13 protein-coding genes are annotated in these 15,703 nt (G+C 61.5%); 6 read left to right on the plus strand and 7 right to left on the minus strand.

Going from position 1 to position 15,703, the window contains the following annotated elements:
- Both xerC and C4J89_RS25945 read left to right on the plus strand, forming a co-directional pair.
- Positions 1-900, plus strand: a complete 900-nt coding sequence (xerC, locus tag C4J89_RS25940) for a tyrosine recombinase XerC (protein ID WP_124415899.1) — start codon at positions 1-3, stop codon at positions 898-900.
- Positions 897-1,592 carry an HAD family hydrolase gene (locus tag C4J89_RS25945; RefSeq protein ID WP_124415900.1) on the plus strand — a complete coding sequence of 232 codons (696 nt, stop codon included), beginning with the start codon at positions 897-899 and terminating at the stop codon, positions 1,590-1,592. Before xerC ends, C4J89_RS25945 begins: the two co-directional genes overlap by 4 nt.
- Before the next feature lie 192 nt (positions 1,593-1,784).
- Here C4J89_RS25945 and sutA read toward each other — a convergent pair whose 3' ends face one another.
- The 4 genes from sutA to glnK all read right to left on the minus strand — a co-directional run bounded on the left by sutA (position 1,785) and on the right by glnK (position 4,569).
- Complete coding sequence (gene sutA / locus C4J89_RS25950) at positions 1,785-2,117, minus strand: transcriptional regulator SutA (RefSeq protein ID WP_124364948.1); 333 nt, start codon at positions 2,115-2,117, stop codon at positions 1,785-1,787.
- A gap of 102 nt (positions 2,118-2,219) precedes the next feature.
- Positions 2,220-2,645, minus strand: a complete 426-nt coding sequence (locus C4J89_RS25955; RefSeq protein ID WP_124415901.1) for a secondary thiamine-phosphate synthase enzyme YjbQ — start codon at positions 2,643-2,645, stop codon at positions 2,220-2,222.
- A gap of 209 nt (positions 2,646-2,854) precedes the next feature.
- Positions 2,855-4,195 carry an ammonium transporter gene (locus C4J89_RS25960; RefSeq protein ID WP_124372266.1) on the minus strand — a complete coding sequence of 447 codons (1,341 nt, stop codon included), beginning with the start codon at positions 4,193-4,195 and terminating at the stop codon, positions 2,855-2,857.
- Positions 4,196-4,230: 35 nt separating this feature from the next.
- On the minus strand, positions 4,231-4,569 hold the full coding sequence (glnK, locus tag C4J89_RS25965) for a P-II family nitrogen regulator (protein ID WP_002555808.1): 339 nt from the start codon (positions 4,567-4,569) through the stop codon (positions 4,231-4,233).
- A 422-nt stretch (positions 4,570-4,991) separates the two neighbouring features.
- Between glnK and C4J89_RS25970 the strand changes: the two genes are divergently transcribed.
- Together C4J89_RS25970 and C4J89_RS25975 are read left to right on the plus strand one after the other, a co-directional pair.
- The gene (locus C4J89_RS25970; protein ID WP_003195432.1) at positions 4,992-5,255 is read left to right on the plus strand and encodes an accessory factor UbiK family protein; all 264 of its coding nucleotides are present in this window, start codon (positions 4,992-4,994) and stop codon (positions 5,253-5,255) included.
- A gap of 212 nt (positions 5,256-5,467) precedes the next feature.
- Positions 5,468-6,964, plus strand: a complete 1,497-nt coding sequence (locus tag C4J89_RS25975) for a YifB family Mg chelatase-like AAA ATPase (protein WP_124364952.1) — start codon at positions 5,468-5,470, stop codon at positions 6,962-6,964.
- Positions 6,965-6,997: 33 nt separating this feature from the next.
- Here the strand turns inward: C4J89_RS25975 and C4J89_RS25980 are convergent, their stop codons facing one another.
- Together C4J89_RS25980 and C4J89_RS25985 are read right to left on the minus strand one after the other, a co-directional pair.
- Positions 6,998-8,974, minus strand: coding sequence for a methyl-accepting chemotaxis protein (locus C4J89_RS25980; protein WP_124415902.1), 1,977 nt, complete (start codon positions 8,972-8,974; stop codon positions 6,998-7,000).
- 178 nt (positions 8,975-9,152) lie between these two features.
- The gene (locus C4J89_RS25985) at positions 9,153-10,073 is read right to left on the minus strand and encodes a LysR substrate-binding domain-containing protein (protein ID WP_124415903.1); all 921 of its coding nucleotides are present in this window, start codon (positions 10,071-10,073) and stop codon (positions 9,153-9,155) included.
- Between the two features lie 151 nt (positions 10,074-10,224).
- Here C4J89_RS25985 and C4J89_RS25990 point away from each other — a divergent pair, with 151 nt between their 5' ends.
- Positions 10,225-11,628 (plus strand): NorM family multidrug efflux MATE transporter, encoded by a 1,404-nt coding sequence (locus tag C4J89_RS25990; protein ID WP_124415904.1) that lies wholly within the window; start codon positions 10,225-10,227, stop codon positions 11,626-11,628.
- Between the two features lie 126 nt (positions 11,629-11,754).
- Here C4J89_RS25990 and C4J89_RS25995 read toward each other — a convergent pair whose 3' ends face one another.
- The gene (locus C4J89_RS25995; RefSeq protein ID WP_124415905.1) at positions 11,755-13,419 is read right to left on the minus strand and encodes a bifunctional diguanylate cyclase/phosphodiesterase; all 1,665 of its coding nucleotides are present in this window, start codon (positions 13,417-13,419) and stop codon (positions 11,755-11,757) included.
- 265 nt (positions 13,420-13,684) lie between these two features.
- Here C4J89_RS25995 and rep point away from each other — a divergent pair, with 265 nt between their 5' ends.
- Positions 13,685-15,694 carry a DNA helicase Rep gene (gene rep / locus C4J89_RS26000; RefSeq protein ID WP_124364957.1) on the plus strand — a complete coding sequence of 670 codons (2,010 nt, stop codon included), beginning with the start codon at positions 13,685-13,687 and terminating at the stop codon, positions 15,692-15,694.
- Positions 15,695-15,703: the final 9 nt, after the last annotated feature.

Here is a 15,703-nt window from a genome sequence, read left to right on the forward strand (position 1 = left end):
ATGGAACGGCATCTGGACGCTTACTGCGCTCACCTGCGCAACGAGCGCCAGGTGTCGCCTCATACCCTGGAAGCCTACCGGCGGGACTTGAACAAGGTCCTGGCCTATTGCGAAAAGCAGCAGATCGCCAGCTGGAAAGCCCTGGATATCCAGAGCCTGCGCAGCCTGGTCGCACGGCTGCACCAGCAAGGCCAGTCCTCGCGTAGCCTGTCGCGCCTGCTGTCGGCGGTGCGCGGCCTCTATCACTACCTGAACCGCGAAGGCCTGTGTGACCACGACCCGGCCAATGGCCTGTCGCCGCCCAAAGGCGAGCGCCGCCTGCCCAAGACCCTGGACACCGACCGCGCTCTGCAACTGCTCGATGGCGCGGTCGAGGATGACTTCCTGGCGCACCGCGACCAGGCGATCCTCGAGTTGTTCTACTCCTCGGGCCTGCGCCTGTCGGAGCTGACCGGCCTGAACCTCGATCAACTGGACCTGGCAGATGGGCTGGTGCAGGTGCTGGGTAAAGGCAGCAAGACGCGGGTGTTGCCCGTCGGCAGAAAAGCCCGTGAAGCCCTGCAACTGTGGTTGCCGTTGCGCGCGCTGGCCAATCCGCAAGACGACGCGGTATTTATCAGTCAACAGGGCCGACGCCTGGGGCCACGGGCCATTCAGTTGCGCGTAAAAGCCGCCGGCGAGCGCGAACTGGGGCAGAACCTGCACCCGCATATGCTCAGGCACTCCTTTGCCAGCCATATGCTGGAGTCGTCCCAGGACCTGCGCGCGGTACAGGAGCTGCTCGGCCACTCCGACATCAAGACCACGCAAATCTACACCCACCTCGACTTCCAGCACCTGGCAACGGTGTACGACAGCGCCCATCCACGGGCCAAACGCATCAAGGGCGGCGACTCATGAGCATCAAGCTGATCACCTTCGACCTGGACGACACGCTCTGGGACAACGTACCCGTCATCATCAGCGCCGAAGCGTCAATGCGCGAATGGTTGGCGCTCAACGCATCCAAGGTCGGCGACTTGCCCCTGGAGCATTTCGCCAGCCTGCGCCAACAGGTGCTGCAACGTCATCCTGAACTCAAACACCGCATCAGTATCCTGCGTCACCGTGTGTTGATGCATGCGTTTGAGGAGGCCGGTTATCCACAGCCTGAAGCCACGGAAATGGCCGACGTGTGTTTTGAAGCGTTCATTCATGCGCGGCATCAACTCACCGTCTTCCCCGAAGCCGAGCCCATGCTCAAAGCGCTGCGCCAGCACTTCCTGCTGGGGGTGATCACCAACGGCAATGCCGACGTACAACGCGTAGGCCTGGCGGACTACTTTCACTTTGCCTTGCGTGCCGAGGATATCGGCATCGCCAAGCCAGATGCGCGGTTGTTTCAGGAGGCATTACAGCGCGGCGGCGTGATGGCCGAAGCGGCGGTGCATGTTGGCGATCACCCGGGCGATGACATTGCCGGGGCGCAACAGGCGGGGCTGCGAGCAGTGTGGTTCAACCCGGCGGGCAAGGCGTGGGAAGGGGATAAACTCCCGGATGCGCAAATTCGCAGCCTGACGCAATTGCCGGAGTTACTTCGCCGCTGGCAGTAACACCGATGGCCAAATGTGGGAGGGGGCTTGCCCCCGATTACGGTAGATCAGCCAGCCTATTTGGTGATTGATTCTCCGCTATCGGGGGCAAGCCCCCTCCCACATTTGGATCACCACAAGGCTCGAATAAATCAGCAGGCATGAAAAAACCCGCAGCGACGGCGGGCTCTTTCAGCAAGCAGGTGGCTGACCTCAGATAGGACGGCTGCCGTACTTGTTATCCGGCTTCTTCGGTGGATCAGCCACCACGTTGGGCTCGACTTCGACCACTTTGCCGCCTTTGGCGAGGAATTCTTCCATCGCACGGGCCAGGGCATCGCGTTCTTTGTTCTTGGCTTCAACGCTGGGCAGTTCGTCTACCGAAACAGCCGCCTTGGCCTTGCCTTTGGCTTTGGGCGCGACATCATCGCCAGCACTGTCATCAAGGTCTTCAGCAACGTCATCAGCCGCCGCTTCAAGACTTTCCTCAGTGTCGTCTTCGTCACCTACTTCAAGGTCGTCGTTTTCCAGATCATCGTCGCTCATGTTCTACCTCATGACTTGCGAAAAGCAGATTAGTTATAGCCCAGCTTCACCCTCTGTCGAGGTCGCCGGAAAAAAATCAACATCCACTGGATCACCAGTGGCTTATGCCCCTTCACCGTGCAAGGTGGCGAGGACTTTACGAGCACCGCCATGATCACGGTGCTCGCCCAGATAAACACCTTGCCAGGTCCCCATCGCCAAGCGGCCGGCCTTCACCGGCAAACTCAGCTGGCAGCCCAGCAGACTGGTCTTGAAGTGCGCCGGCAGATCATCCGGACCTTCGTCGTTGTGTTCGAACCCTGCATGGCCTTGCGGCACCAGCAAGTTGAAGAAACGTTCGAAGTCACGGCGAACCGCCGGGTCGGCATTCTCGTTGACCGTCAACGAGGCCGAGGTGTGCTGCAGCCACAGATGCAACAGGCCCACGCGACACGCCTTCAATTCAGGCAAGCCGGCAAGCAACTCGTCGGTCACCAGGTGAAAGCCCCGGGGCTTGGCCCGAAGGGTAATCAGGGTCTGTTGCCACATACAGTTCTCCGCCCATCGGCGCGCATTCTAGCGCGCTCTGGAAAAAAACAAAGTGCCGAATACGCCTACATGTCTGTAAGACATTCGCACCCTTAAAAGTGCCGTGTAGATCCCATCACAAAGTTGACGAAAAACCCATGCCACTATAGGCAAAGACAAACGCCAGACAAAAAAATGCCCGGCAAGCCGGGCATCTTTTTCTCGCGTACTTACAGGTTGTAGCCACGCTCGTTATGTTGCGCCAGGTCGAGACCGACCGCCTCTTCTTCTTCGGTGACGCGCAGGCCCATGACCATGTCCAGCACCTTGAGGATCACGTAGGTGACGATCGCCGTGTAGATCACGGTGAAGCCGACGCCTTTGCACTGGATCCACACCTGGGCGGCGATGTCAGTGGTAGCGGCGTTGAAGCCACCCATCGACGGAGCCGCGAATACGCCGGTCAGGATCGCGCCGAGGATACCGCCGATACCGTGCACGCCGAAGGCGTCCAGGGAGTCGTCGTAGCCCAGCTTGCGCTTGAGGGTAGTGGCGCAGAAGAAACACACCACGCCCGCCGCCAGGCCAATGACCAAGGCGCCCATCGGACCCACGGTGCCAGCCGCCGGAGTGATCGCAACCAGGCCGGCCACCACACCCGAGGCGATGCCCAGTGCGCTCGGCTTACCGTGGGTGATCCACTCGGCGAACATCCAGCCCAGCGCCGCAGCAGCGGTAGCAATCTGGGTAACCAGCATCGCCATGCCGGCCGTGCCGTTGGCTGCGGCAGCGGAACCGGCGTTAAAGCCGAACCAGCCGATCCACAGCATGGCCGCGCCGATCAAGGTGTAACCCAGGTTGTGCGGGGCCATCGGGGTGGTCGGGAAGCCTTTACGTTTGCCGAGCACCAGGCACGCCACCAGGCCAGCCACACCGGCGTTGATGTGCACCACGGTGCCACCGGCGAAGTCCAGCACGCCCCAGTCCCACATCAGGCCGCCGTTGCCGCTCCAGACCATGTGCGCAATCGGCGCATAGACCAGCGTGAACCAGATGCCCATGAAAATCAGCATCGCGGAGAACTTCATGCGCTCGGCGAAGGCACCGACGATCAGCGCCGGAGTGATGATGGCGAACGTCATCTGGAAGGTGATGAACACCGCTTCCGGGAACAGCGCCGCAGGCCCGGTAATGCTGGCTGGAGTGACCCCTGCCAGGAACGCCTTGCCCATGCCTCCGAAGAAGGAGTTGAAGTTGACGACGCCCTGCTCCATACCGGTGGTATCGAACGCAATGCTGTAACCGTAGACGACCCACAGGATGCTGATCAGGCCAGTGATGGCAAAGCATTGCATCATCACCGACAGAATATTCTTGGAGCGGACCATGCCGCCGTAGAACAGCGCCAGGCCAGGAATGGTCATGAACAGCACCAGTGCGGTGGCGGTCAGCATCCAGGCAGTGTCGCCGGAGTTGAGGACTGGAGCCGCCACTTCGTCTGCCGCCATTGCAAGGCCTGGCATTACGATGGACAACAGGGCTCCGAGCCCTGCGAATGTACGCAGAGTCATAGTGTTTTTCTCCTGGGGCGTTGGGGTTTGGCGGCTTAGATTGCGTCGGTATCGGTTTCGCCGGTACGGATGCGGATAGCCTGTTCCAGATTGACCACGAAGATCTTGCCGTCACCGATCTTGCCGGTGTTGGCGGCCTTGGTTATCGCCTCGATAACCCGGTCAAGATCCTTGTCGTCAATGGCGACATCAATCTTCACCTTCGGCAGGAAATCGACCACATATTCCGCGCCGCGATACAGCTCGGTATGACCCTTCTGCCGACCGAAGCCCTTGACCTCAGTAACGGTAATGCCCTGCACGCCGATCTCGGACAGTGACTCGCGTACGTCGTCCAACTTGAACGGCTTGATGATGGCAGTGACTAGCTTCATGAAAACTCTCTCCCGAATTGGTGGACTTGCCCCAGGAAAACAAACCCGTCTCAAGTCTAAGCGCAGTGCCTGGCTTTGTAACGCATCGTCGCCTCGGCATTTACCGTGGCGACGCCAGCGAACCACTGGTGACGAAACCTGTACCCCTGATCCGTCGGCGCACTGCATTCGTCACAGCGACTGCATCAGTGCATGGGTCATGATCGTCTAAGCAGAAACCTTGCCAGCTCCGTAAAAATCACTGAAATCAGTCCGTTGCCCACTCATGCCCACCTGCGGGGCGTTCCGGCGGTGGCGATGCGCATCAAAACAGTGCGAGAGCGCCCATCCCGATGCGCGAAAAGCGTGCGCGCCAGGGCCGTGAAAAGACTATAGACGCTGCGTGATACACTGCCGGCCAACTGTTTTCCGGAATATTTCCCATGCTCGCGCCCAAAGACTTCCTCGACGCCCTGAGCGGCCACGCCTCTCGCCTGTTCAGCGGCGACACCCCGCTGCCCCGCAATGAAATCGAAAGCCAGTTCAAGGCATTGCTGCAAAGTGGCTTCAGCAAGCTCGATCTGGTGAGCCGTGAAGAGTTCGACAGCCAGATGGTGGTGCTCGCCCGCACGCGTGCGCGGCTGGAAAGCCTGGAGGCAAAAGTGGCGGAACTGGAAGCGCGGCTGACGCCACCTTCCGCCGAGTAAACGCGATAAGTGTGGGAGGGGGCTTGCCCCCGATAGCGATTTTTCAGCTGATGAACGCTTTGCTGACACACCGCCATCGGGGGCAAGCCCCCTCCCACATTTGTCCGGTGTCTTGGCCTGATACGTTCTGTAAAACCTCCCCCGCGTTGCTTTTCCCGCCCTCGTCTACCCTTGAATAACCCGCAGGAAGCGGCCCCATTCAAGGATCGAGCATGTCCCTCGCCATCGTCCACAGTCGCGCCCAGATCGGCGTTGAAGCCCCCGTCGTCACGGTTGAAGTGCATATGGCTAATGGCTTGCCATCACTGACGCTGGTGGGCTTGCCTGAGACGGCGGTAAAGGAAAGCAAGGACCGTGTACGCAGCGCCATTCTCAATTCGGCCCTGCAATATCCGCCGCGTCGCATCACCCTCAACCTCGCGCCCGCCGACCTGCCCAAGGACGGCGGGCGTTTTGATTTGGCGATTGCCCTGGGGATCCTGGCGGCCAGTATGCAGGTGCCGGCGTTGATGCTCGATGACGTTGAGTGCCTGGGCGAGTTGGCACTGTCGGGCGAGGTACGCGCGGTGAAAGGCGTTTTGCCGGCCGCACTGGCGGCGCGCAAGGCCGGGCGCACCTTGATAGTGCCCAGGGCGAATGCTGAGGAAGCGTGCCTGGCATCGGGGTTGAAGGTGATTGCGGTGGACCACTTGCTGCAGGTGGTGGCGCACCTGAACGGGCATGTACCGATCGAGCCCTACCAGTCCGACGGCTTGCTGTATTTGAACAAACCTTACCCGGACCTCAGTGAAGTACAGGGCCAGTTGGCTGCCAAGCGTGCCTTGCTGATCGCCGCTGCGGGGGCGCACAACCTGTTATTCAGCGGGCCACCCGGCACCGGCAAGACCTTGCTCGCCAGCCGCCTGCCGGGTTTGCTGCCGCCACTGAGTGAGCACGAAGCGCTGGAAGTCGCGGCGATTCAATCGGTGGTCAGCCTGGCGCCGCTGAGCCATTGGCCGCAACGGCCGTTTCGCCAGCCGCATCACTCGGCGTCAGGCCCCGCGCTGGTCGGCGGTGGATCGAAGCCACAACCGGGGGAAATCACCCTGGCCCACCACGGCGTATTGTTCCTCGACGAGTTGCCGGAGTTCGATCGCAAAGTCCTGGAGGTGCTGCGTGAGCCACTTGAGTCGGGGCATATCGTGATTTCCCGCGCCCGCGATCGGGTGAGCTTCCCGGCACGCTTCCAATTGGTCGCGGCGATGAACCCCTGCCCTTGCGGCTATCTGGGCGAACCCAGCGGCCGTTGTCGATGCACACCGGAGCAGATCCAACGCTATCGCAACAAGCTGTCCGGGCCGTTGCTGGATCGGATCGATTTGCACCTGACCGTGGCGCGGGAGGCCACGGCACTGAGCCCGGCACAACAGACCGGTGACAACACTGCGAAAGCTTCCGCAGCAGTGGCCGATGCTCGGGAACGCCAGCACCGACGCCAAGGATGCGCCAACGCCTTCCTCGACCTGCCGGGGTTGCGCGAGTACTGCAAGCTGGCAAAGGTCGATGAAGGCTGGTTGGAAAGCGCATGCGAGCGACTGACGCTGTCGTTGCGGGCGGCCCACCGGTTACTCAAGGTAGCGCGTACCCTGGCGGACCTGGAACAAACAGAGAACATCGCTCGCCACCATCTGCAAGAGGCCTTGCAGTACCGTCCGGCGGCGAGCACGTGAGCCCTGCGCCCGCGCATTCTGAATGGTGGTGGCTTAGCGGAACCGGTCTACTTCATGCCGCAGGCCCGCCGCCAGGGTCTCCAGTTCCTTGGCGGTGATCGCCAGGTTCGACACCACCTCACGCTGCTCGCTGTTAGCCAGCGCAATGCTCTGCAGGTTGCTGCTGAGCAAGGTCGCGGTGCTGCTCTGCTCCTGGGTGGCGGTGGTGATGGCGGCAAACTGCTGGCCGGCCGAGCGGCTCTGCTCGTCGATGCGCGCCAGGGCCGAAGCCACGTCGGCATTGCGCGACAGGCCTTCCTGCATCAGTACATTGCCGTGTTCCATGGTGCTGATGGCATTCCCGGTTTCCTGCTGGATGCTCTGGATCATGCCGGAAATTTCATCAGTGGCCTGGCGGGTGCGCGAGGCCAGGTTGCGCACTTCGTCAGCGACCACGGCAAAGCCACGGCCTTGCTCGCCCGCGCGGGCAGCTTCGATGGCGGCATTCAGCGCCAGCAAATTGGTCTGTTCCGCGATCGACGTAATCACGCCAACGATGCCGCCGATTTCCTGGGAACGCTGGCCCAAAGTGTTGATCACCGTCGCGGTGCTGTTCAGGGCGGTGGCGATATGTTCCAGGGACGACGAGGCCTCCTGCATCGAGGCACGCCCGATGCGGGTCTGCTGGGCATTTTCCTGGGCCAGACGCTCGGTGCTGCCCATGTTGTCAGCGATATTCAGGGAGGTGGCGCTGAACTCTTCCACCGCGCCCGCCATGCTGGTGATCTCGCCGGACTGCTGTTCCATGCCTTCATAGGCACCGCCAGACAAACCGGACAACGCCTGGGCACGGCTGTTGACCTCTTCCGCCGCCTTGCGGATGTGCGAAACCATGGTCGACAGCGCTTCGCCCATCTGGTTGAAGCTGCGCGCCAGCTGGCCGATTTCGTCATGGCTGGAAACATTCAGGCGCGCGCTCAGGTCGCCTGCACCGAGCGCTTCGGCTTGGCGCACCAGGTCACTCAGGGGCGCGAGCTTGCTGCGCAACAGCCACACGGTGGCGCCCACCGCCAACAGCATGGCCAGCACGCTGCCGATGACCAGGCGCAGGCCGACGTCCCAGGTCACTGCACGAATCTCAGCCTTCGGCATGCTTGCCACCACCGCCCAGGGGCCGCCCTCGAACGGTACCGAAACGCTGTAGAAATCTTCGTTCTTGTCGCTCCAGAAGCGCCCTTCACCCGGCTTCTTCGCCAGGTCGAGCATCACCGGAATGGCTTGATCCAAGGCTTGTACACCGGCCGGCGGCACCAGCCAGTGCTTCTGTTCATCCAGCAACGAGAGAGAGCCGGTCTGGCCGATACGGAAGCGCTTGAGATTGTCGAACTGGGCTTTCTGCTCGTCGGTGTAGTCGAAACCGATGAACAGCACCGCAATGACTTTTCCGCTGGCGTCACGCACTGGGCTGTACTGGGTCATGTACGAGCGATCGAACAACACTGCCCGACCGATGTAGGTCTGTCCGCTGAACACACGCTGGTAGGCCGGCCCTTGGCGGTCCAGCACAGTGCCGATGGCGCGGTTGCCATCCTGCTTGGTCAGGGACGTGCTGATGCGGACAAAGTCATCGCCGCTGCGCACGAATACCGTGGCCACGCCGCCGGACATGTCCTTGAATTCATCCACTTCGCTGAAGTCGTTGTTCAGCAACTGGCTGCCCAGGTACAGGCTCGGGGTTTGCACACCGGCCACGGCGACTGGCTGGTCCGCACGCACGCTCAAGCCGGCGCCGAAGCGCTTTTCAAACAGCCCGCTCAAACGCTGGGTGCTCTCGCGCAAGGTGCTGTGGAAGGTATTGAGTTGGTCGGCGAGCAGGCGCGCCTCGCTGGCCAGGTGTTCCTCGCGGGTGGCGAGGTTGGCGGTGTCGAGGGAGCGTAGAGCGAAAACGGTACTGCCGCTGATAACGACAGCAAGAATCACGGCCAATGCGAGGCCTAACTGGGAGGCGATCCGAGCGCGAGGTTGAGACATGACAGCTCCTGAGCCGAGGCCAGGATCATCCTGATCTCTTAGCGCTGCTCGGCGAATTATCTGGTGGGAAACGTAAGTGCACGATGGTTCCAACACTCCTACTTCGGCGGAGTTTTACAATACTTGAGCGATTCACAGGGGTATCGCGCAAACGATTGCAGTACACATGCCAAACCCTTCATTCAAGGCGGGCCACTTCGGGCAAAACCATCGCATGCACCTCGCCCTGGAGAAACTCCGCCAAACGCCGCAGGCGCTCACCACCGGGGCGGGTTTTGGGCCACACCAGGTAATAGCTTTCCCCGCTGGCGACGGCCGTTGGCCAAGGCAGGCTCACGCGTTTCTGGGCGACGTCCTCTGCCACCATCAGCAAGTCACCCATGGACACCCCATAACCCCGCGCGGCGGCGATCATGCCCAACTCCAGCGTATCGAACACCTGCCCACCCTTGAGCGAAACCCGGGACGCCAACCCCATGCGTTCCAACCAGTAGCGCCAGTCGCGACGGTCCGGTGTCGGATGCAGCAGTTCGGCCGTTGCCAGCCGCGTCACGTTCCAGGGGCCGTCATCCAAGAGATTGGGCGCGCCCACCGGAATCAGCATTTCGGCAAACAGGTAACTGGCCTCCCAGTCTGCGGGAAAGTGCCCGTTACTGAGCAATACCGCGCAATCGAACGGCTCCTGGTTGAAGTCCACTTCATCGATGCTCATCCACGCACTGGTGAGCTGCACCTCATTGCCCGGCTGCAAGGCCCGAAAGCGACTCAACCGCGCCAGCAGCCAGCGCATGGTCAAGGTGGACGGCGCTTTCATACGCAAGATGTCATCTTCGGCATTCAGGGTATGGCAGGCGCGCTCCAGGGCGGCGAAACCTTCGCGCACGCCGGGCAGCAACAAGCGCGCCGCCTCCGTGAGCTGCAGGGTGCGGCCGCTGCGCTGGAAAAGCCGGCAGGCGAAATGCTCTTCGAGCGTACGAATATGCCGGCTGACCGCACTTTGGGTAATCGACAACTCCTCTGCCGCGCGGGTAAAGGAATGGTGACGAGACGCGGCCTCGAACGCCCGCAGGGCGTAAAGCGGAGGAAGACGACGGGACATTCTGAAAGCTCCGACAGCGCAATCCGCAAACCCTACCAGAATAGTTCAGGCATGAGTTTTAATCATGCAGACGATCGCTTTTATCCTTTTGTGCAATGCGCTCAAAGCGCCGAGAATCAGCCCTCTCCACCCCCCTGACCTGTCGAGTGTGATGATCATGCAGCATCCTGTACGCACCGAACTCTGGGCCATTCTGCGGCTGTCGGGGCCGTTGATTGCCTCACAGTTGGCGCACATGCTGATGGTGCTGACCGACACCCTGATGATGGCCCGCCTGAGCCCCGAAGCCCTGGCCGGCGGCGGCCTGGGCGCGGCGAGCTATTCGTTTGTGGCGATTTTCTGCATCGGTGTAATTGCGGCGGTGGGCACCCTGGTGGCGATCCGTCACGGCGCGGGCGACATCGACGGTGCCACCCGGCTGACCCAGTCCGGGCTGTGGCTGGCGTGGTTGATGGCCCTGGCGGCGGCGCTGCTGCTGTGGAACCTGAAGCCAGTGCTGCTGCTGTTCGGCCAGACCGAAACCAACGTGCAGGCCGCCGGGCAGTTCCTGACCCTCCTGCCATTCGCCCTGCCCGGCTATCTGAGCTTCATGGCGTTGCGCGGTTTCACCAGCGCTATCGGCAAAGCCACGCCAGTGGTGGTGATCAGCCTGTGCGGCACGGTGGTCAATTACCTGCTCAACCATGCGCTGATCGAAGGCATGTTCGGCCTGCCGAAGCTCGGGCTGATGGGCATTGGCCTGGTAACGGCCATCGTCGCCAATGGCATGGCGTTGGCGCTGATGTGGTACATCCGCAGCAACCGGACCTACGCCGCCTACCCCCTGACTACCGGCCTGCTGCGCCTCAATACTCACTATCTGCGCGAGCTGTGGCGCCTGGGCCTGCCGATCGGCGGCACCTATGCAGTGGAAGTCGGGCTGTTCGCGTTTGCGGCGCTGTGCATGGGCACCATGGGCAGTACGCAGTTGGCGGCGCACCAGATTGCCCTGCAGATCGTCTCGGTGGCGTTCATGGTCCCGGCGGGGATGTCCTACGCGGTGACCATGCGTATCGGCCAGCACTATGGCGCCGGGCGGTTGTTGAGCGCGCGCCTAGCCGGGCGGGTCGGCATAGGGTTCGGCGCCATGGTCATGCTGGGGTTTGCCGTGGTGTTCTGGCTGTTTTCCGATCCGCTGATCGGGCTGTTCCTCGACCATGACGACCCGGCCTTTCACGAGGTGATCGTGCTCGCCGTCAGCCTGCTGGCCGTCGCGGCCTGGTTCGAGCTGTTCGACGGTGTGCAGACCATTGCCATGGGCTGCATCCGTGGCCTCAAGGACGCCAAGACCACCTTCCTGGTGGGGCTCGGTTGCTACTGGCTGATCGGCGCGCCATCGGCCTGGTTGATGGCGTTCACGTTAGGCTGGGGGCCGACCGGCGTGTGGTGGGGCCTGGCGCTGGGCCTTGCCTGCGCGGCGGTGAGCCTGACGTGGGCGTTTGAGGCGAAGATGAAACGGATGATTCGACAGGAGCCGGAAATACAAACTGGTTTCCAGACCGCACAGACGCACTAAGGTCCTACTCGATTAGAAATGTGGGAGGGGGCTTGCCCCCGATAGCAGTGGGTCAGCCAACACATTTGTTGCCTGATACACCTCATCGGGAGCAAGCCCCCTCCCACATTTTTAGATTGAGTTTATTCAGCCCAACAACGCCTGCTGGCCCTTGCCAAACGTCAGGTACTCCACCAGCTCGGCCAATGGCAGCGGTTTACTGATCAAGTAGCCCTGGGCTTGATCGCAACCAAACAGCCTCAAAAGCGCAAGTTGCTCAGCGGTCTCCACGCCTTCGGCCACCACTTCCAGGTTGAGGTTGTGGGCCAGGTTGATCATGGCGTGCACCAGTTTGCGATTCTCTTCGCGCCCTTCCATGCCGCCGACGAAGCTCTTGTCGATCTTCAACAAGGCAATCGGCAGGCTGTTGAGGTGCACGAACGATGAGAAACCGGTGCCGAAGTCATCCAGGGAAAACCGCACGCCGAGGCGACCGAGGGCGTCCATGGTCTGTTTGACCAGGTCGCTGCGACGCATCACAGCGGTTTCGGTCAACTCGAACTCCAGCCATTGCGCTTCCACGCCACGCTCGGCAATCAGCCGACTGAGTGTCGAGAGCAGTTGACTGTCCTGAAACTGGCGAAACGACAGGTTGACCGCCATGTGCAACGCCGGCAGGCCACGTTCGCGCAGGTCCTGCATGTCGCGCAGGGCACGGGCAATAACCCAGTAACCCAACGGCACGATCAGGCCACTTTGTTCGGCCAGGGGCACGAACTCGCTCGGTGGCAACAGGCCACGCTCGCCGTGGCGCCAACGCACCAGAGCTTCCAGGCCCACAATATGCCCATCGTCCAGGTCAAGGCGCGGCTGGTAGTGCAGCTCCAGCTCATCGCGGCGCAACGCACGGCGCAATTCGCTTTCCAGGTCGGCCAGGCTGCGCGCGTTGCGGTTGATGCGTTCGTTGAAGATATGAAAGGTACAGCCCTGGGTGCTTTTGGCCTGCTGCATGGCGATATGGGCGTGCCACATCAACGGGTCGGCCCCGGCGCGGGCGCGGGCATGCGCCACACCCAGGCTGCAGCCGATCAGCAGGCTTTCACCGTCCACCCAGTAAGGCTCGGCCATGACTTCGGTGATGCGCTCGGCCATCCACTCGGCGCGCTGGGGCGCACGGCGGGTGTCGATCAGCAGCGCGAACTCATCGCTGCCCAGGCGCGCCAATTGGTCACCGGCTTCAAGCTGGCTCTTGAGCCGCGATACCACCTGCAGGATCAAGCGGTCGCCGGCCTGATGACCGAGGGCATCGTTGGCGTGACGGAAATTGTCCAGGTCCAGGTGACCGAGGGCCAGGCCGCGACCTTCGTTATCCGCCAGCCGCGCCGCCAGCAAGGTCTGGAAACCCTGGCGGTTGGCGATACCGGTGAGCGGGTCCTGTTCGGCCAGGCGCTGCAACGTGTTCTCCAGTACGCCACGCTCGCGCACATGGCGCAGGCAGCGGCGCAAGGTATCGGCGTCCAGCACGGAATGGACCAGCCAATCGCTGACACCGAGCGGCGAAACCAGCGGTTCCTGTTCCAGCAACAATACACACGGCAAGCTGCACCGGCCCGGGCCGGGTTGCAGAGGGGGCGTGGTCAAGAGCACCGCACCGTGGTCGTCGTCGAACAGACGACTCACCGAGTCCCAGTTGGGCGCGCTGATCAGCACAGCCCCGTCGCCCATCGGCGCCAGGCACTCGCGCAACAACGCTGCCCACTCAGGCTCATCGGCCAGCAGCAGCAAACGCAAGGGTTCGACAGGCGTAGACAAGCTAGCTCCCTAGACTCTGCAAGAATTCGTTGGCGGTGGCATTATGACGTGCGGTCTGACAATGACCAATGCCTGACAAATGATAGGTGCTATCAAACACGCAGACTGTGAAAAATAGTCGCAATACCCCGCACATCCTGCGGCAAAGTAGCAAAACCGGCAAATTTAGATCGAGTGGTACGTCACACCGTCGATCCAGGGCAGCAGAAACTTGCCAGCCTGTTAAAATGCCCGCCCTTTTGAACGACGACTCCCCGAACTCTGTATGTCCCGACTCAATCCCCGGCAGCAAGAAGCCGTGAACTACGTCGGCGGCCCTCTATTGGTGCTCGCCGGTGCTGGCTCCGGCAAGACCAGCGTGATCACCCGCAAGATCGCGCACCTGATCCAGAACTGCGGCATCCGCGCCCAGTACATCGTCGCCATGACCTTTACCAACAAGGCGGCGCGGGAAATGAAAGAGCGCGTCGGCACCCTGCTCAAGGGTGGCGAAGGCCGTGGCCTCACCGTGTGTACCTTCCACAACCTCGGGCTGAACATCATCCGCAAGGAACATGCGCGACTGGGCTACAAACCGGGCTTTTCGATCTTCGACGAGGCCGACGTCAAAGCCCTGATGACCGACATCATGCAGAAGGAATACGCGGGCGACGACGGCGTCGACGAGATCAAGAACATGATCGGCGCCTGGAAAAACGACCTGGTCCTGCCCGCCGAAGCCCTGGAAGCCGCACGCAACCCCAAGGAACAGACCGCCGCCATCGTCTACACCCACTATCAGCGCACGCTCAAGGCGTTCAATGCGGTGGACTTCGACGACCTGATCCTGCTGCCGGTCAAACTGTTCCAGGAACACAAGGACATCCTGGAAAAGTGGCAGAACAAGGTGCGCTACCTGCTGGTGGACGAATACCAGGACACCAACGCCAGCCAATACCTGCTGGTGAAACTGCTGATCGGTACACGCAACCAGTTCACCGTGGTGGGCGACGACGACCAGTCGATCTACGCCTGGCGCGGTGCGCGCCCGGAAAACCTGATGCTGCTCAAGGACGACTACCCGTCCCTGAAAGTGGTGATGCTGGAGCAGAACTACCGCTCCACCAGCCGTATCCTGCGCTGCGCCAACGTGCTGATATCCAACAACCCCCACGAGTTTGAAAAACAACTGTGGAGCGAGATGGGCCATGGCGACGAAATCCGCGTGATCCGCTGCCGCAACGAAGACGCCGAAGCCGAGCGCGTGGCCGTGGAAATCCTCAGCCTGCACCTGCGCACCGACCGGCCTTACAGCGACTTTGCGATCCTGTATCGCGGTAACTACCAGGCCAAGCTGATCGAGCTGAAACTGCAGCACCACCAGGTGCCGTATCGCCTGTCGGGCGGCAACAGCTTTTTCGGGCGCCAGGAAGTGAAAGACCTGATGGCCTACTTCCGCCTGATCGTGAACCCGGACGACGACAATGCCTTCCTGCGCGTGATCAACGTGCCGCGTCGGGAAATCGGTTCGACGACCCTGGAAAAACTTGGCAACTACGCCACTGAACGCAAGATCTCGATGTACGCCGCCACCGACGAAATCGGTCTGGGCGAGCACCTGGACACGCGCTTCACCGATCGCCTGTCGCGCTTCAAGCGCTTCATGGACAAGGTCCGTGAGCAGTGCGCCGGTGAAGACCCGATCAGCGCCCTGCGTAGCATGGTCATGGACATCGACTACGAAAACTGGCTGCGCACCAACAGTTCCAGCGACAAGGCTGCGGACTACCGCATGGGCAACGTCTGGTTCCTGATCGAAGCCCTGAAGAACACCCTGGAAAAAGACGAAGACGGTGAAATGACCGTTGAGGACGCCATCGGCAAGCTGGTGCTGCGCGACATGCTCGAGCGTCAGCAGGAAGAGGAAGACGGCGCCGAAGGTGTGCAGATGATGACCTTGCATGCATCCAAGGGTCTGGAATTTCCCTACGTGTTCATCATGGGCATGGAAGAGGAAATCCTCCCGCATCGCTCCAGCATCGAAGCCGACACCATCGAGGAAGAACGGCGCCTGGCCTACGTGGGCATTACCCGTGCGCGTCAGACACTGGCCTTCACCTTCGCCGCCAAGCGTAAGCAATACGGCGAAATCATCGATTGTGCCCCCAGCCGCTTCCTCGATGAGTTGCCGCCGGATGACCTGGCCTGGGAAGGCAACGACGACACCCCGACCGAGGTGAAGGCCGTTCGCGGCAACAGCGCCTTGGCTGATATACGCGCGATGTTAAAGCGCTAGAATCGACTA

The organism is Pseudomonas sp. R4-35-07 (genome assembly GCF_003852235.1).
Classification (GTDB): domain Bacteria; phylum Pseudomonadota; class Gammaproteobacteria; order Pseudomonadales; family Pseudomonadaceae; genus Aquipseudomonas.

What these genes read in the sequence shown, in the direction of transcription:
- C4J89_RS25960 (WP_124372266.1), bottom strand. Translation starts at nt 4,195, where the DNA reads ATGACTCTGCGTACATTCGCAGGGCTCGGAGCCCTGTTGTCCATCGTA.
- C4J89_RS25985 (WP_124415903.1), bottom strand. Translation starts at nt 10,073, where the DNA reads ATGTCCCGTCGTCTTCCTCCGCTTTACGCCCTGCGGGCGTTCGAGGCC.
- C4J89_RS25945 (WP_124415900.1), top strand. Translation starts at nt 897, where the DNA reads ATGAGCATCAAGCTGATCACCTTCGACCTGGACGACACGCTCTGGGAC.
- rep (WP_124364957.1), top strand. Translation starts at nt 13,685, where the DNA reads ATGTCCCGACTCAATCCCCGGCAGCAAGAAGCCGTGAACTACGTCGGC.
- glnK (WP_002555808.1), bottom strand. Translation starts at nt 4,569, where the DNA reads ATGAAGCTAGTCACTGCCATCATCAAGCCGTTCAAGTTGGACGACGTA.
- C4J89_RS25980 (WP_124415902.1), bottom strand. Translation starts at nt 8,974, where the DNA reads ATGTCTCAACCTCGCGCTCGGATCGCCTCCCAGTTAGGCCTCGCATTG.
- C4J89_RS25970 (WP_003195432.1), top strand. Translation starts at nt 4,992, where the DNA reads ATGCTCGCGCCCAAAGACTTCCTCGACGCCCTGAGCGGCCACGCCTCT.
- C4J89_RS25955 (WP_124415901.1), bottom strand. Translation starts at nt 2,645, where the DNA reads ATGTGGCAACAGACCCTGATTACCCTTCGGGCCAAGCCCCGGGGCTTT.
- C4J89_RS25975 (WP_124364952.1), top strand. Translation starts at nt 5,468, where the DNA reads ATGTCCCTCGCCATCGTCCACAGTCGCGCCCAGATCGGCGTTGAAGCC.
- xerC (WP_124415899.1), top strand. Translation starts at nt 1, where the DNA reads ATGGAACGGCATCTGGACGCTTACTGCGCTCACCTGCGCAACGAGCGC.
- sutA (WP_124364948.1), bottom strand. Translation starts at nt 2,117, where the DNA reads ATGAGCGACGATGATCTGGAAAACGACGACCTTGAAGTAGGTGACGAA.
- C4J89_RS25990 (WP_124415904.1), top strand. Translation starts at nt 10,225, where the DNA reads ATGATCATGCAGCATCCTGTACGCACCGAACTCTGGGCCATTCTGCGG.